The following is a 23,021-nucleotide window of genomic DNA, read 5'->3' as shown; positions in this document are numbered from 1 at the left end:
GGAAAAACCCTCCGAATGCCACCTGTCTTAAACCTGTTTTTGCCTTGAGGTTGGCTTTAAAAGCAGCCAACTTACAAAGAAAAACGTCGCCGTGCCTAGTTGCGCGATGTCAATGACAGAAAGATATCCATCTGACAATGAAGCAATACTTCTATCGGTAATCCCAAATAGCCAGAAGGAAATACCGAAGAACCATAGACCAATTTTGAAGTTTGCTAAGAAATTAGCAGCTTCTGTTGGTTGCTGGTTATTCATCTTTTCAGCCCTTTTTCTAAAAATACTGAATGGTCATCTAGCGATTAAAGGGCTTGAGGACTTTTGATAACTCCTGACATTCCCCTTGACACTTCTATGTTAAAAAATGTTTCTTTTACTTGCCATGCGTCCAAAGAGGGAGTTGTTAAAATACCAGAGAAATCGACAAAAGGCAAGAAAATGTATATTAAACTACTAAAAAAGCTATAACCTCGACAGCATAGAGGTTTAGTAGCCTTTAAGTCAGACAAAAAAAGCAGGAAAACTGAGTTTGAAGGGAAACAGGGAGATTCGTTGATAAAATCCTTGAGGACGTGATGCCGGTTTGTCGGTGTGAAGCTGAATGGCGCTCGCAATTGATTTTGGAACTAGCAATACGGTTATCGCTCGCTGGAATCCAGCCCTCCAGCAACCAGAAACCGTGAGTCTACCTGGGTTATCGGTCATCGCTGGGCAGAATCCCCCCCTAATTCCCAGTTTGCTCTATGTTGAGGATGCGGCACTCTCGACGGTGGTGGTGGGGCAAGCTGTACGCGATCGCGGTCTCGATCTCACTAGCGATGCCCGCTTTTTCCGTAGCTTTAAACGAGGAATTGGGGCTGATATTCAAGGATTCCTCCCAGAATTAGATGGGCAGTTCGTTACTTTTGAGCAAGTCGGACAATGGTTCCTCAACCAGCTGATTGAGAAACTCCATGCTGTTACTCCCGATGTGGGACAGTCTCTGGTATTAACGGTGCCAGTAGACAGCTTTGAAGCTTACCGAAAGTGGCTGGGACAGGTATGCCAATCTCTTCCGGTAGAACAAGTGCGGATGTTGGATGAACCGACAGCCGCTGCTTTGGGCTATGGAATGAAAGATGGGGGCGTGGTACTGGTGGTAGATTTTGGCGGCGGGACGCTGGATCTTTCCCTGGTGCGGCTGGATATGACAGAAACTCAGAAGCCACTGGGTTTTATTCTCAAATGGGGAAAAAAACAGCTAGCTGAAAAGTCCGGACAGAAGGCAAAAACTGCGCGGGTATTAGCGAAAGCCGGACAAAATTTAGGCGGTTCGGATCTGGATAACTGGGTTGTTGATTATTTCGCCAAAACTCAGGGATTGAAGCCGACACCTTTGACGACACGACTGGCAGAACGGTTAAAAATTCAGTTATCTGTGCAAACCGAAGCGAACGAGGTTTATTTTAATGATGAAACTTTTGAGAGTTACGAATTAGAACTCAATCGCGATCGCTTTGAAGCCATCCTCACAGAACATCAATTTTTTGCTCGCTTAGACGAGTCGATGACTCAAGTATTGCAGCAAGCGCGTCGGCAAGGCATCGAAGTGTCAGATATTGATGCTGTCTTATTAGTAGGCGGGACTGTACAAATCCCCGCCGTACAGACATGGGTGCAGCAATACTTTGACTCCAGCAAAATTCGTTGCGATCGCCCGTTTGAAGCGATCGCGCAAGGTGCCCTGCAACTGAGTCAAGGCGTCGAACTGCAAGATTTTCTCTACCACAGCTATGGCATCCGCTACTGGGATCGCCGGAATAATCGCCACAACTGGCATCAACTGATTAATTCAGGCCAAGCTTACCCGATGAGCCAACCTGTGGAATTAGTTCTAGGTGCTTCGGTGGAAAACCAACCCAGCATCGAATTAATTGTCGGAGAGTTAGGTGCTGAAACAGGTGGAACTGAAGTGTATTTCGATGGCGATCGCTTAATCACCCGTCGTCTGGGCAGCGACCAGACATCGGTACAACCCCTCAACGACCGCCAGGGTGCCCGTACCATTGCCAATTTGACACCACCAGGGTACCCAGGAAGCGATCGCATTAAACTTCTGTTTCGCGTCGATCGCGATCGCTTCCTGCGAATCACCGTTGAAGACCTGCTGACCAATCAAACTTTATTAGACAATCAGCCGGTCGTTGAGCTGAGCTAGGTTTGGGTCATCAGTCCTTATCCAATCCAGTTGATTACCCGCAATTAAGAAGAACCCCACCAACAGAGCGATCGCCTTTTGCTCCCGCTCCCACTCCGGCTCCGGCTCCCCTCCCTGCTTGCGGGGAGGGGTTGGGGGACTCGGGGTCCCCTCTGGGGATAGGGGGCGGGGGTTCTTTGATGACGCATTTGATATTACCCGTTACCCCTTAACGACGGACAACCACCTTTGTGCCATGTGAGGCGAAGCTGTACAACTTGCGAGCTTGAGCGACTGGCACATTGACACAGCCGTGGCTGACTGGGGTACCAAAGCGGTTATGCCAGTACGCTCCATGAATGGCATAGCCGCCGGAGTAGTACATCGTGTAGGGTACATTGGGAACGTTGTAGTCTCTTCCTCGCATGCGAGCCGTGCGGTGCTTTGATTGAATCCTGAAAGTCCCGACGCGAGTGGGGGTGGAGCGCTTACCACTGGAAATTCGGACAGAATAAACCCGTCTTCCACCTTCCCAGGCAATTAACCGTTGCTTTGAAAGGTTTACTTCAATCCAGCGCCGTTGCGATCGCCGAGCGCGAAGACTGTTACTGGCGACTCTTGTACGACGAACCCTGTTGCTGGCGACTCTTCTACGAACGCGAGCCTTGTTGCTGGCAATTCTTCTGCCTCGGCGAACCCTGTTGCTGGAGGCTGTTCTCCGAACTCGGATGCGCTTCCGCATGGCTCTGCGCGATCGCACTGATCTTCTCGTCGATGGCTGTTCGGCTGTCTCCCTTGCCCTGACTGACTTTGATGCTGACAGAGCGGGCGTTGACCAAGAAAACAAAGTCGCAAAGATCAGGGCAATACTTGCCCAGAAGGTTCCAGAACGACGTAACCAAGCAAAGCAAATTTGGCTTTTAATGACACACCTCACTTTCGGGTCTAGGAAAGTAGCTAAGGTTAGGTTTCCCTATCTGATAGTTAGCTAAAACCATCTTTAGATAGATTTTGGGAATCTATTCCAGATTTTTCCATAAAAGAGGGTTCTAGAGCCAAAAAAACTATTTATTTTTATTTACTTTCCTTCTTACTTATGGACAACGACGGGCGTCCCCACCGCAGCCCAGTTAAATAGCCATTTAGAATGATTAACGGCTACATTGATGCAACCGTGGCTAACGGGAGTTCCAAACCGGCGATGCCAATAAGCACCGTGGATGGCATAACCACCGTGGTAATACATCGTGTAAGGAACATTCGGAACATCATAATCAGCCCCGCGCATCCTGGCAGACCGATGTTTCGATTTAATCGCAAACGTGCCGGTGCGAGTGGGAGTTGAACGTTTGCCGGTAGAAACAACCACTGCATAGACGGGTTTTCCACCTTCCCAGGCAACCAGTCGTTGCTTGGACAGGTCAATCTGAATCCAGCGTTGATCGGATTGTTGTAATTCCTGCATTTTTGCAGCCACAATCGGCTGCTTTGTTTGAGCGATCGCGGGTGCGAAAGCAGCATCCAAAGCCGTAAGCGCCACCACCGCCCCAGCAAAAAATGCAACTGGGCGATGCAGCAAATTAGCAGAAATGATGCTTTTCATGGCAAATCATCTCACTCGGTGGATCGGTTAGAAAAATTCAGCGAAAAGCTCTGATTAGCTGCTAGGAGCAACTAATGTCGGTCTTTTATTAGCTCAATCGTAACTCAGCTGGTGGATTCATTCACTAATTGCATCAGAGTTTGAGCGCGTTTGGCGATCGCCTCCCATCCAGAGGACGAGGCATTGGCTTCCCAGTTTTGGGGAAATAAACTGCCGGAAAGTCCGACCGCGATCGCTCCAGCCGCGAGAAAGGCTTTAGCATTTTCTACCGTGACCCCCCCAGTCGGAATTAAGGGAATATGTCCTAATGGCCCTTGCAGACTTTTGATGTAGCTGGCACCGCCTACCGCTTGGACGGGGAACACTTTGACACAACTGGCACCGGCTTGCCACGCAGTGACAATTTCCGTTGGAGACAGCGCCCCCGGCACCATCGGCACGCCGCTATCCATTGCTGTCTGAATTAAGATTGGGTCAACGTGGGGAGTAAAGACGAACTGGGCACCGGCAGCGATCGCGTCTTTAAGCTGTTTCCGATTTAATACAGTGCCCGTGCCAATCGTACACGCGGGTAATTGCGATCGCAAATCACCAATCAATTCTGCTGGGTTGTCGCTATTCCAAGTAATTTCAATCAACTGCATTCCCCCAGACGCAACCGCATGAGCCATTTGGCGACCCAGCTCCATCTGCGGTGCGCGAATGACTGCGATCGCACGGTGCTTTTGCACCTGCTTGAACCACGACTGATTATACATCCTCATTTTCTACCGTTAGGCAGATTAATTTTTGAACTTCTTGGATACTATTAGCTATTTCTGATTTAATTCTTACTTGTTTTTCAGCCCTTAGGAATACGCATTTGTTTATCTTAACTTGCTCTTAATTAATATTTCTTAATATTTCTAGCTATCAGTTACTGCCTAAAAAACTCAAGCTCAACCACCAAGTTACATTTTCAATAACTCAAGTTTAAATATTGAAATCCTTCGATTTAATTTTTGCAGGAGTTACTTAACGCGAGTTAATTCAGTCGCTAGGGAGATGGAAACACTTAATAAAATTAATAAAATCGCAAATATAGAAATAATTTTGAGGAAACAAAATCATGCCTCTTTTAAAACTCACTGACTTTGATCCAAACTACAGCGAGACGTTTGAAGGAGATGACCTTCATGGAATGGGGGTCTATTCAGAAAGTAGTACCGACGATAAAATTGGAACTGTTAGCGATGTTCTAGTTGATGAAGAAGGTCATTTTCGGTATTTAGTTGTTGACCTAGGCTTTTGGATTTTTGGCAAAAAAGTTTTACTACCAATTGGTCGTTCGCGAATCGATTACAACACGGATCGGGTTTACGCAATTGGCATGACCAGAGAGCAAGCAGAAGCTTTACCAGAGTTCAACGAAGCTACCAGGACTGATTACGACTATGAAGAACGGGTAAGAGGCGTTTATCGCACTCCCGCTACTGGAGCCTCTGCTACCTCTGCTAACGTTGATGCAGCACCTGTTGTTGATACCTCCTATGCAGCGGCTACGCCTAACATTGACGCTTACGATCGGAGTACCTACAACTATCAGCAAGAGCCGAATTTGTACGGACTGAACGATCGGGATCATCAAACTCTCAGACTGTACCAAGAGCGGTTGATTGCTAACAAAACTCGCGTTAAAACCGGGGAAGTTACGGTTGGTAAGCACATTGAAACCGAAACTGCACGAGTGTCAGTACCAGTTGAAAAAGAGCGAGTGGTGATTGAGCGAGTTACTCCAGCAGATGCTGGAACAGCCGTAACTCCTGGCGAAGCTGATTTCCGCGAAGGGGAAGTTGCCCGCGTGGAAATCTACGAAGAAACTCCTGACATTCACAAAGAAGCTTTTGTGCGTGAGGAAGTCAGAGTTAAGAAAGTTGTAGACCACGAAACAGTTGACGCAGAAGAAACGATTCGTCGTGAAGAGTTAGATGTGAATACGGACGGGCAAGCTACTATTAACCGCCCTACTAACTTACCTTCTGATCGGATTTAAGAAGCCCTTCAACGAGCGATTAAGTCACCGATGATTTAAGCGTAAGCGAGTAAAAACCATGCAGGCAGGGCAAATTATTAGCTCTGCCTGCACCTTTAGAGGTAGGGTTTTCCTACCACTAACTTGCACCTGATAACCTAATTTAGAAAGTCTTCATGTTTCTCAAAAACAAACAAACCGGCGATTTGATAGAAGTTCTCGATATTGAGGAGCTGTTCAACCCTAATAATGATGCAATTTCTGGGCGAGATCAAGCAGGGCAGGAGGAACAGGAAAAAGCTTCTTTTGAGAAGAAAGAATTAATTTTTCCTTCTGGGGAAAGCCTACCTCGCTGTTGGATGGATGCCAACTATACAACCACCTAATTTTCAATAAAACGCTTAAGCATTATCGGGTGTTTATTCGTCAAGTCTTGCTAGAAACTTTTGAGTTTAGGAAAAGGGCTGCAAATTTTTAAATGGCGGATAGGGGATTGTATTACCATTATCTTTTGCCGGTTGGGTAACGATTAGTCACACAACCCAACCGAAAATTCGTTACTAACAAAGCGAATATGCTCCTGGTAAAGATCCCCTTTCCCCATGCCTAATCCAAAATCTAAACTTCAAACTGGGATAAGGACTTGCTTGTTATCTATATAAACATAAACACCCGTTCATAAATGGAAGGAAAAATCGAATTTTGCTTCAAGATCGTTTAGGAAGTTTTTAAAATGAACCATCAAATGCTAGCACAAGGGCAAGGAGCAAGGCGAAACGATGTCAGAATTAATGTCTTGCTAAATAAATTGCAAAGTAAACTTAAATCTTTTGCAGTCAGAGATCGGGAAAACTTGCTGTTAGGAAAGGTGAAGGATGTAAATCTCGATTCAGACCGTCAGCTAAACTTAGTGATATCTCAAGAAGGGCTAAATCAAAATGCCCCATTATTTCTCATCCGAAGCAAGCATATCCAGCAGGTGGACTCGTCTACAAAAACTCTGTTTGTAGACATTAGCAAAGCGGAAACCCAGTATTTGCCTGAATATGTACCCTTAGAAAAAACAACGGATGTAGAGCCTTTAGAAACTTCACCAATCTCAAAAAAAGCTGAATGGGAAGTAACAGATGCCTCGACTGCCTCTGTCATGGCAACGCCAGATGACTTAAATAATCACCCAGAAGAACTGGAGCGAAATAGTATGCCAGAGGATGCTTCTAATACTTTTAGTACAGAGTCAGAAGTTGTCGAGGAAGAAATCTTCCGGTTGTTAGAAGAACGATTAGTCATTGACAGCAACAAACATAAAGTCGGTGAAGTTATCGTTCGCAAAGAAATCGAAACGCGCATGGTAGAGGTGCCAGTCCGCCGCGAAATTCTAATTGTTGAACAAGTCAGCCCCGAACACAAACAGCTTGCAGAAATTGATTTAGGACAAGGAGAAATTCCTGGTCTTGAGCTGATTGAAGCAGCTATCGGCGCTAAATCTACAAGTATCGACGCTAAAACTACAAGTTTAGATACTCAGCCAACAGTTAGAGGTGAGTTTGATTCACCGAGAACAGCAAGTCGAATTTTAGATGCGATCGCGCATCAGCGTGGGCATGGGTGTGCCAAAGTCCGAGTGGAAATCATTCTAGAAGACGCAGAACATCAGGCAACTTACCAGGAATGGTTTGATCGCTGTTCAATCAAGCCATCGTCAAATGGAAAGTAACCCGGTTGAGATATAAAGTTTGAGACAAGTGCCTGGAGATTGGAAACGTGGTACTTGGGTGATAGGGAACTGCTAACTGGGAGCATCCCAATGCATCATGCGCCTACACCCTGAAGGGTGGAGGCTTGCGAGGATAACGGCTGCCGGGAACAGACTAAGAATTTTAGCCTGCTCCCGGCAAACTTCGTTTATGTAGCCCCACGCTAGAAACGTGGGGGCGTATCTCAGCAATACAGGGCATGCTCGCTTGTAACATTCCCAAGCTCCGATCGCAAACGCGATCGCCTACCCTTTTTGATTGCTCTACAACAGCTCCTCCTTTGCCCCCCGAACTTCACAGAGATGGGGGAATTTTTTCCATTTGGTCTGCTATTTTGTTGTGCGTGCAAGAAGATAGGGAGGCTTTTATCGTTTTGCCTTGTACCTCGGTAAGGAATCAAGAGAACAATTCTCAGCCTACAAGGACTTGGCTGGAAATCGGAATAATTAATTAAACAGTAAAAAAGTTTGAGCAGAAAAGGCGAAAGTCATAAACTCTGTTTACCTTTATTCTCGATCCCTCAGTATTTATCCTGAATTCTTTAAGCTTTATTGTGCCCCTTTATCGAGGGCATCTTTGCTAATTGGCAGCTTTAATCTCTGGAAATTATAACCAAAACCGGCTGATTTCGCAGTGATCCCAAAGAAATTACAAAATTAATGAAGAAGTGATCTAATTTACCCATTCTCAGCCTCGCCATCGCTAGACTAAAGCTACAAAAGGAGAAAAAGCTATGGTTACAGCAGCGGCAGAAAGGTCATTGCACTTATCCAAAGAGCGATCGCTAATTCTCTGGTTCGATGAAGTTGGAATTATCGATGTCCCTTTGGTAGGCGGAAAAAATGCTTCCTTAGGGGAAATGATTCAGCAGTTAACCCGCCAGGGAGTCAATGTTCCCAACGGGTTTGCCACAACGGCGTATGCCTACCGCTATTTCATTCAATCAGCGGGATTAGAAGACAAGCTGCGATCGCTCTTTTCTGACTTGGATGTTGAAGACCTCGACAACCTGCGGGAACGCGGAAAAAAGGCACGAGCATTGTTAATGCATACGCCTTTCCCTGAGGAACTACGGACAGCAATTACCGCAGCTTACCAACAGATGTGCAAGCTTTATGGCTCTGACATGGATGTAGCTGTTCGCTCCTCTGCCACTGCTGAAGATTTGCCCGATGCTAGTTTTGCCGGTCAACAAGAAACCTTCCTAAACGTTCAAACCGCTCCAGGAGTTTTGGCAGCTTGTCATCGATGCTTTGCCTCCCTATTTACCGACCGTGCGATTTCTTACCGCCACATCAAGAACTTCGACCATTTTGATGTTGCGCTTTCCGTCGGCGTGCAAAAAATGGTACGTTCGGATTTAGCCTCCTCTGGTGTCATGTTCTCGATTGATACCGAAACCGGCTTTAAAAATGCCGCCTTAATTACAGCCGCTTACGGATTAGGGGAAAATGTAGTTCAAGGGGCAGTCAACCCCGATGAATATCTGGTTTTCAAGCCCACCTTAAAAGATGGATTCCGCCCAATTATTGACAAACGACTGGGCAGCAAAGAATTCAAATTAGTGTGCGATCAGGGGGGCTGTAAAATCACTAAGAATGAGCGAGTGCCCTTAAGCGATCAACGGAAATTCGCCCTCAACGATGACGAAATTTTGCAACTCGCCGAGTGGGCTTGCTTGATTGAAAATCATTACAGCGATGTCCACGGCAAGGATATGCCGATGGATATTGAGTGGGCAAAAGATGGCGTTACTAATGAGCTTTTCATCGTCCAAGCTCGCCCAGAAACAGTGCAATCGCAAAAGAGTAAAACAGTTCTGCGTAGCTATCATCTGGTAGGAGGGCAGCAGGCGGTACCTTTACTAACAGGGCGTAGCGTTGGAGAGGCAATCGGGCAGGGCAAAGCCAGGGTAATTCTCGATGCGAACAAAATTGATTTGTTCCAAGCCGGGGAAGTTTTAGTCACTGATAAAACTGACCCTGATTGGGAACCAATCATGAAAAAAGCTAGCGCGATTATTACGAATAAAGGGGGGCGTACCTGTCACGCGGCAATTATTGCCAGAGAAATGGGAATTCCAGCCATTGTGGGTTGCGGAAATGGTACAGATATTTTAAAAACAGGTCAAAAAATTACGGTTTCTTGTTCTGAGGGAGAAGAAGGACGGGTTTATTCCGGATTATTACCCTACGAAGTTCAAGAAATTCCGCTGGAGAACCTACCCCGCACTCGCACTAAAATTATGATGAATGTAGGCAATCCTGAAGAAGCATTTAGCCTCTCAGCGATTCCGAATGATGGGGTAGGATTAGCTAGGCTGGAATTCATCATTGCTAATCACATCAAAGCCCATCCTTTAGCTTTGATTTATTACGACAAATTGGAGGATGTAGAAGCTAAAGAAAAAATTGCGGAAATGACGGCAGCTTATGAACATAAACCTCAATATTTTGTCGATAAGTTAGCTCAAGGAGCCGCAAGGATTGCTGCCGCTTTTTATCCCAATCCAGTGGTTGTGCGAATGAGCGATTTCAAGAGTAATGAATACGCTAATCTTTTGGGAGGCAGGCAATTTGAACCCAAAGAAGAAAACCCAATGCTTAGCTGGCGAGGGGCGTCTCGTTACTATGATGAAAACTATCGCGATGCTTTTGCTTTAGAGTGCCAAGCCTTGAAGCGGGTGCGAGATGAAATGGGTTTAACAAATGTTATCCCGATGATTCCTTTCTGCCGCACTCCCGAAGAAGGGCGCAAGGTGTTAGCAGAGATGGCGAAGCATGGCTTGGAACAAGGCAAAAACGGTTTGCAAGTTTACGTGATGTGCGAGTTGCCCAGTAACGTAATTATGGCTGAAGAATTTGCCGAAGTTTTTGATGGTTTCTCCATCGGTTCTAACGACTTAACGCAGCTAACGTTAGGTTTAGATCGGGATTCTGCGTTAGTGGCGCATATTTTTGACGAACGTAACGAAGCAGTGAAGCGGATGGTGAAGATGGCGATCGCTGCCGCTAAGAAAACGAATCGCAAAATTGGTATCTGCGGTCAAGCGCCCAGCGACTACCCGGAATTTGCTCGATTCTTGGTAGAACTGGGGATTGATTCGATCAGTTTAAACCCAGATTCTGTACTGAAGACGCTGTTGATGGTAGCGGAAGTTGAAGGGGTTTAAATCAATCGTTGCAAAAACTGAACGTCAAGAAACCCGTTTTCCCCAAGAGAACGGGTTTTCCGTGTAGCTGGAAATAAGCAAGCCGATCGGGATGCTCTCCTGCCACAATATCTTTATGAAAAAATACTCATTCACCCAATTCTGCGCTTGGTCGCTGTTGATTTTCCTCCTCTGTGCCTTGCCTGCTTATTCCCAAACAATCTCCAGCCCTCAAACGCAGCAAAGCTATACTGCACCCGAAGTTTTGCAACAACTTGCAAAGGTAAACGTCATTTATTTAGGGGAAACCCACGATAGCCCTGAAGATCACCAAGCTCAACTGAAGATAATTCAGGAACTCTATCGACGAAATCGGAAAATTGCCATTGCAATGGAGATGTTCCAGCGTCCCTATCAAGGCGTACTCGATCGCTATCTGGCGGGGAAGATAACAGAAACTCAGCTAATCGAACAAAGTGAATATAAAAAACGCTGGGGTTTTTCTTGGGAATATTACGCCCCAATTCTGGGTTTTGCTAAGGAAAAGAAACTGCCTGTCTTAGCCTTAAATACTCCCAGCGAAGTCACCCGCAAAGTTGCCCGACAAGGATTAGCAAGCCTGACAGCCGCGGAACGGCGCTATATTCCACCAGATGCTGAAATTCGTACCGATAACACTGAATATCGCCAAATGGTACAACAGGCTTTTCAACAACATCAAGTAGCCGGTCATGGTTCCAGCGCCAACTTTGAGCGATTTTTCACTGCCCAAGTGCTGTGGGATGAAACAATGGCAGATGCGATCGCGCAGTTTCTAAAAACCCATCCAGATTATCAAGTCGTCGTGCTGGCTGGACAAGCTCATATAGTCTACGGCTATGGAATTCCCAGCCGTGTTGCTCGACGCTTGGGCAATAAAATAATCCAGCGATCGATTCTACTCAATCCTACGGTAGAAGAGCCTGCACAAACTGATAAAGCGATCGCTGATTACTTGTGGGTAACATCACCTGGCAAATAACTGAGCAATAAGTTATAAACGAAGAAAATTAAACTCTCCCTATGGATAGGTTCCTAATCACAGCTATTTTGATAGCAATTCCCACCTTTATTTACATCCGCATCGTGATTAGCATCGATCGGTTTGAGAAAGAACCGACACGCTACCTGATTGCGGCATTTTTGTGGGGGGCGCTGCCAGCAGTGGTGGGTGGCATCATTGTGCAATTAATTCTAAACGTACCCATCCAACTGATATTTGGTGCAGAAAGTCTTGGGGGTCAATTCATCACCACGGCTGTCAATGCACCCGTCACTGAAGAAATCCTCAAAGGCGCTGCTGTAGCAATTATTTACCTGTGGTATCGCAGAGAATTTGATGGCTGGGTAGATGGGATTGTCTATGGGGCGATGGCGGGTTTCGGATTTGCCTATGTAGAAAATATCCTGTACTTGCAGGGTACAAAGACGTGGGAAGAATGGGGACAGCTGCTGCTGCTACGTGTCATCGTCTTGGGCTTCATGCACGGCTTTTGGACAGCCCTCACCGGCATCGGGTTTGGTTTGGCACGCCATCGGCATAACCTGTTTACGAAAATACTGCTAATCTCTGGCGGGTTGATTGCGGCGATGAGTGCCCATTTAATCCACAATGGCGCACTGATTTTAGCAAAAGCCAGCGGTGGTGCGACCCTAGCGATCGCTTTGTGGAATTACGGGTTCCTGGCAGCTTTAATGATTGTTTTAGGGTTTGTCGCTGCCGATCGCGATCGCAAAATGCTTAAAACATACCTTAGCGACGAAGTTCCAACTGTAATTTCATCTGCTGACTACGAAGCACTCTGTAACAGGCGTTCCAACACCCTCGCGCGGTTGCGCGTAGCACCCAAACAACAACGCGCTTTCATTCAAACCGCAGCCGAGTTGGCTCAAAAGAAATTTCAATTATTTAAAATGGGCGAAGAAAGCGGTAACAGTACCGAAATCGCCCTACTCCGCAAACAATTAAAACAATTCAGAAATTAACGCCCTGTGCAACTTTTTCTTGGTTCTCAATTTTTCTAGGATTGGGAGCTAAGAAATGTTTTAGATATCAATCAACGCTGCATTAGCAAAAACGGTCTCCAGAGACTTATGGGTAGCAGGCATTTCTACACTTAATATTGTTAATTTTCTTTGCTTGCTGGTATTTTTTATCAGCTTTGCTCTGAATTTATAATAGAAAATTCCTGCGCCTTCTCACTAGGAACCAAAGTCCAGCCTGTCCGGATTAACTTTTGGTAAGTTGCCCAACCCCTAGAAATTCCTGGTTCGCGGTAGTCGGGTACAGCGTATTGCGGAAAGGCTGTGTAAGGTCGCCAGGGTTCATTGGGTTGATTTTGCAAATACAAAATCTTCTCATCATCCGTCGCAGACTTAGGCAACCAGGACATTTGTTTAGGCATCAGAAAACTCCTTTCTCAAAAAAAGGGGTGAACCCTTGAGCAGATTTTCTTGGGGTAAATGCTTGGAGGAAGCTTCCTTTAACATCCTTTAACAATAGCTGTCTATACAGCTCAACTAAGAGTTGCTAAGACGGCTCAAAGCCGCTCGACTTGATTTGACCGGAAAATCTCTTAGGATGAACTGCTGCTCCAAGTAAAGTTGGATTTATTAATCGTTTACAATAACATACCTCTAAAGAACTCACAAAATTTTTGCTCCAATCAAGCTCGCGCAATGTAGTTATAAAACTTATCACTTTTTTCTTGACAATTTATGCAAAATAGCTAATAGAAACTGGTGACTTAGCCTAGTTGTATATAGCGCCAATTGTGGAATAAGTTGTCTAATAGCATTCATTCTTAACTCAACATCAATGCGATCGCTTTGACACCGAACCGATTGAGACGAATTCTTCACGCCACTCACCCAAAGTCTTTGACCTATGGCTATAATTACTTTTGCTCAAAGGTCGTTGCCAGTCGCTTTTTTTGGGGAAACATTGTCTTGGTAGCACAGTTGAGTCTCAGCCAATCGGGTGAATTCCCTTTGACTTAGCTCTCGCATCAGCAAATGCGGCAATGCACTTAATCGGTGTAAATATATAACAAGCAAGATGTATTCAGTAAAATATGAAACATAAAATTGATATGAAGTTATGAAAAAACCGCGTAGATGATTGCCAAATTCGCAAAAACGGGAACGTGTAACCCTTCTGAAACTCTATAGGATCTATATAGGCTCTAATAAATCTAGGCACAAAACCATGCCTGGGGAATCAGACAAAATGCCCGACTGATGCTGGTCTGTCGGTAGTAAGTCCTTGTTCAAGGAGAAAGTTATAGCATATCAAAGTAGGCAAATGTCTTTTAGGCAAAAGGAGATTGCGATCGCGCAACCTATGTCGGTATACGCGGCATCCCCTGCCTTGAAGATGGAAGAAGCGGGAAAATGGTGAGCGTAGCTTCTTAAAGGTCTTCTACAGTCCAGAAAACTTATGAGCGATCGCATTCGTAACTGAAGAAGATAGAAGAAGCTAATCGTAGCACTGTACTTTGCAACGCGGCTAGTTATGATGAGCAGATTAAAACGCAGAATGTCTAGAGAGTTTGATATGCGGCTTAAAGCACAAACTCTAAAGCTTCTCAAAGCCAAAGAAGCGTTGCAAGCTGCATTAACCCGGTGTCAGCAAACAGAGGCGAAGTTGCACGAAGCTGATGAAGAGTTAGAAAAGCGGGTAAGAAACCGGACTGCGGAACTGGCGCAAGCTAACGAACAATTGCAACATGAAATCAATCAGCGCCAACAAACTGAGGCACTGCTGCGCCAAAACGAACAGATGTATCGGCGAATGCTGGAGGCGACGGGTGAAGGCATTTGGATAATCGATGCTGAGGGAAAAACGACATACGTTAACCAGCAAACCGCCGAAATGCTCGGCTATTCAAGTGAGGAAATTCTGGGTCGTTCTGCATTTGATTTCCTCTTTGAGGAAGACCTTGCTGAAGCACACTCGTATTACCAGCGGATGCAGCAAGAAACCCAACAAAAGCATGAGTGGCGTTGGCGTTGCAAAAACGATCGAGAGTTGTGGGTATTCGCTAGAACCAGTCCCCTCTTTGCCGAAAATGGTCAATTTCAGGGTGCAATCGGTATATTCACCGATATCAACAACCGTAGGCAAGTGCAAGAGGCACGCACAGAAAGCGACAGGTTCTTCCAGGCAACATTTAACCAAGCTGCTGTTGGCATCGCTCACGTCAGCATCGACGGGCAGTGGTTACTGGTTAATCAAAAACTCTGCGATATTGTGGGTTACACGCCAGAGGAACTCCGAGAGCGCACTTTTCAGGATATTACTCACCCCGACGATTTGAATGCGGATCTTGAACACGTCCGCCAAATGTTGGCGTCAGAGATTCAGACCTATTCCATCGAGAAGCGCTCCATCCGCAAAGATGGTTCTCAAGTTTGGATTAATTTGACTGTATCGCTGGTACGCGAACCAACGGGTGAGCCGAAGTATTTCATTTCGGTTATTGAAAATATTGACGAACGTAAGCGAGCTGAACAGGCATTAGAAAAATCTTTGAAGGAATTATCAGACATCAAGTTTGCTTTAGATAAAGCGGCGATCGCAGTAGCAACTGACGAGAAGGGAACGATTAACTATGTTAATGATAAGTTTTGTCAAATCTCTAAATATGCCAGAGAAGAATTGATTGGACAAAGTCATCGTTTGATCAATTCTGGATTCCATTCAAAAGAATTCTTTCAAAATCTTTGGGCAACGATTTCTGACGGAAAAATTTGGCAAGGGGAAATTAAAAATAGAGCGAAGGATGGCACTTGTTACTGGGTCGATACTACGATTGTGCCGTTTCTAAATGACCAAGGAAAACCGTTCCAATATTTAGCAATTCGATTCGATATCACGAAACGCAAGCAAGCAGAAGAGGCACTGCAACAAAGTGAGGAGCGATTGAGACTAGCTCTGGAAGCTGCACAAATGGGCATTTGGGACTGGAACATCCTCACGAATCAAGTGGCCTGGACTGACAACAATGAAAAGCTATTTGGTTTGACTCCTGGTAGCTTTGAGAAAACCTATGAAGCCTTCCTCGGATACATTCATCTGGAAGACCGCGAATCCGTACAGCAAGCAGCGATTCGTGCCTTGGAAGAAAATCAGGGCTACGAACAGGAATTTCGCATTGTCTGGCCTGATGGCAGCATTCGTTGGATGATGACAAAAAGCCAGTTGCTGTGCAACGAAACAGGCACAGCGGTGCGGATGATTGGCACTACTCTGGATATTACTAAACAGAAGCTTGCACAATTCGCTTTAACGCAGCAGACTGAACGACAGCGATTGGTAGCAGCGATCGCTCAACGCATTCGCCAATCTTTAGACTTAGACGAGATTCTCAATACAACCGTCATTGAAGTCCGAGAATTGCTCCTGACCGACCGGGTAATCGTTTACCGTTTCCAGCCAGACTGGAGTGGAGTCGTGATGATGGAATCGGTCGGTTCTGGGTGTAAGTCTCTCCAGGGAAGCACCATCTCAAAACCACTAGGAGACATTTATGTCCAGCGCCACCAACAAGGGGAAATCACCGCGATAGAAGATATTCATACCGCAGATTTAGATAAATATCATTTTGACCTACTGGCTGAGATTCAAGTCAGAGCGACTTTGATAGTCCCGATTTTGCAAAGAGGCAGGGACGAAATCTTCACCGTCGCGGAAAATACGGGAGCAAATGCGGTGTTTTGCACCACTTCCCCCGCGCCTATACTGTGGGGGTTGCTTTGTGTCCATGAGTGTTCGCAACCCCGACAGTGGCAGCAATTAGAAATTGACTTACTCACTTCATTGGCGAATCAGTTAGCGATCGCCATTGAGCAAGCGGCACTGTTTAAGCAGGTGCAACAGATGAACTCGAATCTGGAACGCCAAGTGCAAAAACGTACCACCCAGTTGCAAAAAGCACTCGGCTTTGATGCGGTGCTGAAACGCATCACAGACAAAGTCCGCGATAGTCTGGACGAAAGCCAAATTTTGCAAGCAGCGGTTAGGGAGTTGGCACTCTCTTTCAACATGAGCAGCTGCCATGCTTCGCTCTACAACTTGGAACAAGAAACTGCCACGATTTGCTACGAATACGCCGCCTCAATGCCTTCCTCGAAGGGTCGCGTCTTGCAAATGGCTTCTTTTCCGGAAATTTATCGACCCCTCCGGCAAGGGAAGCATTTTCAATTGTGTTCCTTCTCTGGCAACTCTATCCACGGTCAGGCATCGATGTTAGCTTGTCCGATGTTCGACGATCAAGGAGTCCTGGGGGATTTGTGGTTATTCCATCACCCAGATTATACCTTTAACAATCTGGAGATTCGGCTGGTCAAACAGGTAGCCAATCAATGCGCGATCGCAATTCGTCAAGCCCGACTTTATCAAACATCCCTTGCCCAAGTGCAGGAACTGGAGAAACTCAATCAACTCAAAGATGACTTCCTCAGCACGGTTTCCCACGAATTGCGGACTCCTATCGCCAATATGAAGATGGCGATCCAAATGCTCAAGGTTTCTCCGACAGGCGATCGCTCTCAGCGCTATCTACAAATATTGCAAACAGAGTGCAACCGAGAAACTGAGCTAATCAATGACCTTCTAGACTTGCAACGGCTAGCAGCTGCGTCTTATCCCAGCTTTCTTGCCACGGCAATCGATCTACCAGAGTGGTTGCCGAATATTATTGAATCCTTTCGCTCCCGCATACAGGAACGCGAACAAATCTTACAGGTTGATATTCCCTCAAACTTGCCCACCCTAGTCTCGGAATTAGCCAGTGTGGAGCGAATTTTGACAGAGTTGCTCAATAATGCGTGCAAGTACACCCCACCAGGAGAACGCATTACAGTAACAGTCCGTGCCGCTTCGGCAATGATGCAAATCAAGGTGAGCAACTCTGGGGTCGAGATTCCGCCTGATGAGCTACCCCGCATTTTTGACAAGTTCTACCGCATTCCCCGTGCCGATCGCTGGAAGCAGGGCGGAACTGGTTTAGGATTAGCGCTGGTGCAGAAACTCACCCAACATTTAGGTGGCATTCTTCGAGTCAGGAGTGCTTCTGAAGAGATAACGTTTACTTTAGAGTTACCGCTGACGCACCCAATTTCTGGTAATGGGTAATCTGTCCGGTTTCCATAATAAAAGAACCCCACCCCCAGCCCCTCCCCGCTTGCGAGGAGGGGAGCCGGAGCCGCAGGACATGGCGGGGTGGGGTTCCGGAGAATTACGGCGAATTAACCAGATTTGACATAGCGGATAATGGAATACCTCTCACCAATTAGCTATTTGCCGAATTGTTGTGACTTGCTGGGCATATTCTGCATCATCTAAAACAGGTTTTGCATCCTCAATTGCGATCGCGCTTGCAAGATCGATCCACGACTTGCAACCTCCATATTCCGGGCGGTAAGCGATAATCTGCGCTTGAATCAGTTTGTAAGTGCGTAGTAGCAGCACATAAATCGGCTGACGCGGCTTCCATTTGAGGCGATCGCTGACAAATTGCTCGTTCCAAATATGGTACGGTAGCAGCCCTCTCACCGCTGATTCTTCACTCACTGGCAAAATATCAGTAATTTCAGCCCAAGCACCGATTCGGATGGTTTCTGGATGCCAACCGGAGGCGACGGGTTGCACCAGATTGGAATATTCCGCTTTCAGCAAATCGGGCTGTTGATGTTCATAAGTCGGGTAGAGCAAAACTTCTGTTTCGGCAACGGTGAAGCGGTTGTTTTCCTCGCGGATGCCGCCTTTGCGTAGCAGCATAATCGTTTTGCCTTGTTCTAAGGCATCGACAGCAACCGCCCATTCTTTGAGGGCGTGAGGCGTGGTTTTGGTGGTCGTCGTGGATTGCATAAGTCTCGGATATTCTAATCCCAGGCTAACAGCGACCACACGACAGGTCAGTTAACATCGTTACTTTGATGCTGATTTGATTTGATGTTGAAAACGAAGCAAGCGATCGCGTCCCCCTTCCCCCAAGTGTTGCCTAATATGAAGACAGAAGCCGATAAACCAGGATTGACGCATGGAAAAACGACACTTAGGCACTTCTGACATTCAAATCTCTCCGATTGTCATGGGTACATGGCAAGCTGGCAAAAGGATGTGGGTGGGAATTGAAGACGCCGACACGATAAAAGCAATCCGGGTGGCATTTGATGCCGGTATCACTACAGTTGACACCGCTGAAGTCTACGGCGAGGGGCATTCTGAGCAGATTGTCGCCCAAGCGCTATCAGATGTGCGCGACCAAGCGGTTTATGCAACCAAGGTTTTTGCCAATCATCTCAAGTATGACCAAGTGATTGAAGCGTGCGATCGCTCTCTCAAAAACCTAAAAACCGACTATATCGACCTATACCAAATTCACTGGCCCTCTGGAGTGTTTAAAAGCGAAATAGTCCCCATTGAAGAAACCATGAACGCCCTTAACCACCTGAAGGAACAAGGTAAAATTCGGGCAATTGGGGTTTCTAATTTCTCCCGCGCCCAGTTGGAAGAAGCTGCCCAGTATGGACGCATCGATAGTTTGCAACCGCCGTATTCCCTGTTTTGGCGTTGGGTGGAAAAGGATGCCATGCCTTACTGCGTTGAAAACAAGATTTCAATTCTTGCGTATTCGTCTCTAGCTCAAGGATTATTAACTGGAAAATTCGGTTCCGATCATCAATTCGATCCAGCGGATAATCGTGCGAAAAATAAGCTTTTTCAAGGGGAGAACTACGAACGCGCCCAGCAAGCTTTGGACAAACTGCGTCCGATTGCCGAACGCCATCAGTGTAGCCTTGCTCAACTGGCATTGGCGTGGTTAATTGCCCAACCACAAACGAATGCGATCGCGGGTGCGAGAAATACCCAACAAGTCGTAGACAACGCTAAGGCGGGTGATATTAAACTATCGACTGATGAATTGCAGGAAATTGATGCAATTGGGCAGATTGTCACCGATCATCTAGACGATAGCCCCATCATGTGGAATTGGTGATCGGAACGCAGAGAATTTTTCGCATCAGAATTTTAGGGAGTCAGCCGTGAAAGTGCTGTATCGGGATGAGCCAACAGTAGCGATCGCGGTGGCTTGATCCTATTTTCTCTTATTTAATTAGCAGATTTAAAAATAGAAAATTGCTTTTGGCGAACCATCACCTTATTTTTCTTACGGTCATAATTCGTAACTGCTGGCGCGAATCGTGTATCTCTATTGAAGAGATAGCGTTTCTGGTTAAATTATGGCAAGTTACCGCTCTGCTTTTTGGGTCAATAGTTTCTCTTTCTTAGCAGTTATTGCTTTAATTGTCTATACCCAATTCTTGGGTTCTCCAGCAGGAATACTATTCGAGCCGCCGCTTGCCCCAGCCGATCCGAATGCGGGTTTGTTAACTCATACGTTCCAATTATTATGTGCGGTACCGCCCATTGTTTGCACTTTTAGTTTTGGATTGCTGAGAACGATTCAACCACAACAAACCCGAAATTCATTTATTCTGTATTCGGCAATCATAACTGGAGGGTTTCTCATTAATGAAATTTTTCGGATTCACATTATTCTTTTAAGAGCAGGAATTCCCAAGTTAATAACCATCGTCGTATATGCGATAGCGACCTTGGGATACGGATTAGCCTTCAGGCGGAAAATACAATCAACGCCCTACATTCTGCTACTCAGTGGTATCGGTTTACTGTTCAGCGCGATCGCTGTAGATTCGCTAAAGTTAAGCGGCGATGTAGTTCCCGTCTTGCTAGAGGGTGTCCCAAAGTTGTTCAGCGAAATTAATATTGCACTTTATTTTTGGTCTGTCTGTTACGGAGAGATATTGCGATCGCGTAATTCTTAACCCTGCGTCACTTCAACATAAATATGCTCTAACCGTACAGGTTGCCGCGCAATCGAATCGAGAGGAATCCCATCAAAACAGGAGATAATTTCCTTCAGTTCTAGATGTTCGGGTAGCCAAAAAGCTAAGTCATTCCCATAACGTCGAGGAGTAAAATTATATTTTTTAGCGCGAGCGATCGCTTGTTCCTCCTCCGGCGTCTCCACCACTACAACTTCCACTGCTGGCACTAATTTCCGCAGTTCTGTTAAACTTCCCTCCGCCAAAATACTACCCCCTTTGAGAATCCCGATTTTTTGACAAAGGCGTTCGGCTTCATCTAACAAATGAGTTGTAAGCAGAATTGTAATTCCCTGATTTTTCAGATTCCGAATTAACTCCCAAATTTCGTAACGCGCTTCAATATCCAATCCAGTCGTGGGTTCATCCAGAACGATCAGCTTAGGCTGATGTACCAAAGCAACCGCAATATTTAACCGCCGCTGCATTCCACCACTCAACGTTTCCACCGGACTTTTCGCTCTATCTAATAAATTAACAGCCGCTAAACTTGCTTCTACCTGTTGACGCCGCTGCTGATTTGTTAAGCCATAAATCCGAGCAAAGAAATGGAGATTTTCCTCACAACTTAGACTTTTATAAAGTAAATTTTCTTGCGGCGCAACCCCTAGCAGATTTTTTGTTGCGTTTGAGACAGGTTGGTTATTAATCTTAATTTCTCCACTATCTGCTTTCAGTAAATTACAAATTATATTAATCGTTGTGGTTTTTCCCGCTCCATTGGGTCCCAGTAAACCGTAAATTTCTCCAGGGGGAATATGCAGCGTTAATTCCTGTAAAACAGCTCGCGTTCCGTAAGATTTATTTAGCTTCTCAATTCGTAGCACAATATTCCCTAATTGATTACAAGCTGAACGATATTCTTTAAACACAGAAGTATGGCAAAAAATCGCCAACTACGCTGAGAATAAAATTAAATTTTGCTGGCTTTTGCGTAAAGCTTAGCGTAACCCCACGTTAAAAACTATGTATACATCCCTATTTTTAAACAATCACAGTCTCCTTTCAAGACTCAACATCCGCTGGTAGGATAGCCATCCCCCTAAAACCATTAAAATTGCAAACACGCATAAAAACCAAAAGTGAGATGCAATTTCTCCCAGTCCACTGCCATCAGCAGATACGCCGATTAGGGCTTCATTCATGTGATAAATTGGATTGAACTTAGCAATTTTTAGCAGTGTCTTTGAAAACAGCGAAGTCGGTAAAAAGGCACCTCCTAAAATTAATAAAGGCACCCCAAATGCTGCTACCAAAGCATTGACATCCTCTGTGCGACGAGCAAACTGCGTACCGAGAATAAACCCAACACCAACATAGGAAATAATACTCAAAAAAATAATCAGGATTCCTAGCACAATAGAACCCTGAAACTGAGCATTCCAAAAGGCAGCAATCGTGTAAACTAAAATGGCTTGACCGACACCAATGCAGCTGTGAGCTAGGAAAATTCCTAAGAAATAAGACGTTCCGCTAAGCGGTGAGATGAAAAGACGTTTGAGGGTTTGCTGTTCTCGCTCTGCAACCACAGTTGCAACACTACCACCCAAGCAACTAAAAAATAGTGCAGCACCCACCAGTGTTGAGGGAGCAGCCTTTTCAAAAGCCTCAGCCATAGACAACTTGGCATTTTCTGCCAGAATAACCCCATTAATCAGCAAAACAGAGACTGGAAAAATACACCAAAAAATCAGGCTGCGTCGCCGTCGTAATAATTCAATCAAAATTCGCTGGCAAACTGCCAGCGTTTCACGCCCGTATTTCATGGTGAGAAGTTACCCCAATACCAGATAAGTCAATTATTAAGGTACGCTTTTTCGCAACCTATCTGTAGACGCACGGCTACTTAATATGTTCGGCTCGCTGCTACTAGGATATTAAAATACTCATGCTTTCCCAAGCCTCCGCCACGGTTTTTCAACCAGATATGCTAGACTTGCTGCAACTATTAAATCGATGATGAGTGCTGTAGCGGGAGGGGCTAGGTTGATTCGGTGAGCTTATGCCGATGCTACTTTAATAACTTTAGCTAGGGAAAAATCTGTACAGAATGTAAGTGGGCGATACTGGATTTGAACCAGTGACCCCTTCCGTGTGAAGGAAGTGCGCTACCACTGTGCTAATCGCCCTAGACTTTTAAGTGTATCACAGGCATTCACCAGCCAACAACCCTTTTAGAGAAAGGAAGTGCCGAGTAATCTACAAGTAACCAAAGTTTGCTCGAAGGGATTTACTTGGAATATAGGATTGCTGACTCCGTTGCAAATAGCGATCGCAATCTAACGATACCTTGCAACCAGATGCTAAAGCTGGGGGTCAAAGCTGCAATCCATTGTTGAGCCGGATGAGCGGTGACTCATCCAAGACTACAT

General features: G+C 45.7%; 17 protein-coding genes, 1 tRNA gene and 1 pseudogene. 10 read left to right on the top strand and 9 right to left on the bottom strand.

Annotation, left to right across the window (positions count from 1 at the left end):
• Nucleotides 1-27: 27 nt before the first annotated feature.
• Entirely contained in the window at nucleotides 28-255 is a 228-nt protein-coding gene (locus NDA03_RS22115; RefSeq protein ID WP_190412080.1) for a hypothetical protein, read from the bottom strand.
• Between the two features lie 343 nt (nucleotides 256-598).
• Between NDA03_RS22115 and NDA03_RS22110 the strand changes: the two genes are divergently transcribed.
• Nucleotides 599-2,194 carry an Hsp70 family protein gene (locus NDA03_RS22110; protein ID WP_348239142.1) on the top strand — a complete coding sequence of 532 codons (1,596 nt, stop codon included), beginning with the start codon at nucleotides 599-601 and terminating at the stop codon, nucleotides 2,192-2,194.
• Between the two features lie 208 nt (nucleotides 2,195-2,402).
• Here NDA03_RS22110 and NDA03_RS22105 read toward each other — a convergent pair.
• The 3 genes and pseudogenes from NDA03_RS22105 to NDA03_RS22095 all read right to left on the bottom strand — a co-directional run.
• Nucleotides 2,403-2,765: pseudogene (locus NDA03_RS22105) on the bottom strand (L,D-transpeptidase); the annotation flags it as partial.
• Nucleotides 2,766-3,263: 498 nt separating this feature from the next.
• Nucleotides 3,264-3,776: a L,D-transpeptidase gene (locus tag NDA03_RS22100; protein WP_190430208.1), complete on the bottom strand. Its 513-nt coding sequence runs from the start codon at nucleotides 3,774-3,776 to the stop codon at nucleotides 3,264-3,266.
• Nucleotides 3,777-3,880: 104 nt separating this feature from the next.
• Nucleotides 3,881-4,534 carry a bifunctional 4-hydroxy-2-oxoglutarate aldolase/2-dehydro-3-deoxy-phosphogluconate aldolase gene (locus NDA03_RS22095; RefSeq protein ID WP_348239141.1) on the bottom strand — a complete coding sequence of 218 codons (654 nt, stop codon included), beginning with the start codon at nucleotides 4,532-4,534 and terminating at the stop codon, nucleotides 3,881-3,883.
• A 350-nt stretch (nucleotides 4,535-4,884) separates the two neighbouring features.
• Here NDA03_RS22095 and NDA03_RS22090 point away from each other — a divergent pair, with 350 nt between their 5' ends.
• The 6 genes from NDA03_RS22090 to NDA03_RS22065 all read left to right on the top strand — a co-directional run bounded on the left by NDA03_RS22090 (nucleotide 4,885) and on the right by NDA03_RS22065 (nucleotide 12,720).
• Nucleotides 4,885-5,808: a DUF2382 domain-containing protein gene (locus NDA03_RS22090; RefSeq protein WP_348239140.1), complete on the top strand. Its 924-nt coding sequence runs from the start codon at nucleotides 4,885-4,887 to the stop codon at nucleotides 5,806-5,808.
• A gap of 155 nt (nucleotides 5,809-5,963) precedes the next feature.
• The gene (locus NDA03_RS22085) at nucleotides 5,964-6,173 is read left to right on the top strand and encodes an acetyltransferase (RefSeq protein WP_190412075.1); all 210 of its coding nucleotides are present in this window, start codon (nucleotides 5,964-5,966) and stop codon (nucleotides 6,171-6,173) included.
• Nucleotides 6,174-6,520: 347 nt separating this feature from the next.
• Nucleotides 6,521-7,504 carry a DUF2382 domain-containing protein gene (locus tag NDA03_RS22080; RefSeq protein WP_190430211.1) on the top strand — a complete coding sequence of 328 codons (984 nt, stop codon included), beginning with the start codon at nucleotides 6,521-6,523 and terminating at the stop codon, nucleotides 7,502-7,504.
• Between the two features lie 773 nt (nucleotides 7,505-8,277).
• The gene (gene ppsA / locus NDA03_RS22075) at nucleotides 8,278-10,716 is read left to right on the top strand and encodes a phosphoenolpyruvate synthase (RefSeq protein WP_348239139.1); all 2,439 of its coding nucleotides are present in this window, start codon (nucleotides 8,278-8,280) and stop codon (nucleotides 10,714-10,716) included.
• Between the two features lie 115 nt (nucleotides 10,717-10,831).
• Nucleotides 10,832-11,716, top strand: a complete 885-nt coding sequence (locus NDA03_RS22070; protein WP_190985170.1) for a ChaN family lipoprotein — start codon at nucleotides 10,832-10,834, stop codon at nucleotides 11,714-11,716.
• Between the two features lie 41 nt (nucleotides 11,717-11,757).
• Nucleotides 11,758-12,720 carry a PrsW family intramembrane metalloprotease gene (locus tag NDA03_RS22065; protein ID WP_190531312.1) on the top strand — a complete coding sequence of 321 codons (963 nt, stop codon included), beginning with the start codon at nucleotides 11,758-11,760 and terminating at the stop codon, nucleotides 12,718-12,720.
• Nucleotides 12,721-12,890: 170 nt separating this feature from the next.
• Here NDA03_RS22065 and NDA03_RS22060 read toward each other — a convergent pair whose 3' ends face one another.
• Nucleotides 12,891-13,139: a hypothetical protein gene (locus tag NDA03_RS22060; RefSeq protein ID WP_190412071.1), complete on the bottom strand. Its 249-nt coding sequence runs from the start codon at nucleotides 13,137-13,139 to the stop codon at nucleotides 12,891-12,893.
• 1,133 nt (nucleotides 13,140-14,272) lie between these two features.
• On the opposite strand from NDA03_RS22060, the gene NDA03_RS22055 reads away from it, so the two are divergent.
• Nucleotides 14,273-17,872, top strand: a complete 3,600-nt coding sequence (locus NDA03_RS22055; RefSeq protein ID WP_348239138.1) for a PAS domain S-box protein — start codon at nucleotides 14,273-14,275, stop codon at nucleotides 17,870-17,872.
• Between the two features lie 150 nt (nucleotides 17,873-18,022).
• Here NDA03_RS22055 and NDA03_RS22050 read toward each other — a convergent pair whose 3' ends face one another.
• Nucleotides 18,023-18,607: a DUF1802 family protein gene (locus NDA03_RS22050; RefSeq protein ID WP_190424916.1), complete on the bottom strand. Its 585-nt coding sequence runs from the start codon at nucleotides 18,605-18,607 to the stop codon at nucleotides 18,023-18,025.
• A 172-nt stretch (nucleotides 18,608-18,779) separates the two neighbouring features.
• On the opposite strand from NDA03_RS22050, the gene NDA03_RS22045 reads away from it, so the two are divergent.
• Nucleotides 18,780-19,739, top strand: coding sequence for an aldo/keto reductase (locus NDA03_RS22045; protein ID WP_348239137.1), 960 nt, complete (start codon nucleotides 18,780-18,782; stop codon nucleotides 19,737-19,739).
• Between the two features lie 244 nt (nucleotides 19,740-19,983).
• The gene (locus NDA03_RS22040) at nucleotides 19,984-20,589 is read left to right on the top strand and encodes a hypothetical protein (RefSeq protein WP_348233795.1); all 606 of its coding nucleotides are present in this window, start codon (nucleotides 19,984-19,986) and stop codon (nucleotides 20,587-20,589) included.
• Here the strand turns inward: NDA03_RS22040 and NDA03_RS22035 are convergent.
• From NDA03_RS22035 to NDA03_RS22025, 3 genes are all read right to left on the bottom strand, one after another.
• A complete protein-coding gene (locus tag NDA03_RS22035; RefSeq protein ID WP_348239161.1) occupies nucleotides 20,586-21,476 on the bottom strand; it encodes an ABC transporter ATP-binding protein in 891 nt (296 codons plus the stop codon). The two genes, NDA03_RS22040 and NDA03_RS22035, sit on opposite strands and share 4 nt — an antisense overlap.
• A 165-nt stretch (nucleotides 21,477-21,641) precedes the next feature.
• On the bottom strand, nucleotides 21,642-22,415 hold the full coding sequence (locus NDA03_RS22030; RefSeq protein ID WP_190430442.1) for an ABC transporter permease: 774 nt from the start codon (nucleotides 22,413-22,415) through the stop codon (nucleotides 21,642-21,644).
• A 291-nt stretch (nucleotides 22,416-22,706) separates the two neighbouring features.
• A tRNA-Val gene (locus tag NDA03_RS22025) sits at nucleotides 22,707-22,778 on the bottom strand.
• Between the last annotated feature and the right edge of the window lie 243 nt (nucleotides 22,779-23,021).

It is taken from the genome of Trichocoleus sp. Lan (assembly GCF_039961855.1).
Taxonomy (GTDB): Bacteria; Cyanobacteriota; Cyanobacteriia; order Cyanobacteriales; family FACHB-T130; genus FACHB-T130.
The sequence above is the reverse complement of the archived record's forward strand: the minus strand, read 5'-3'. Positions and strand labels throughout refer to the sequence as shown.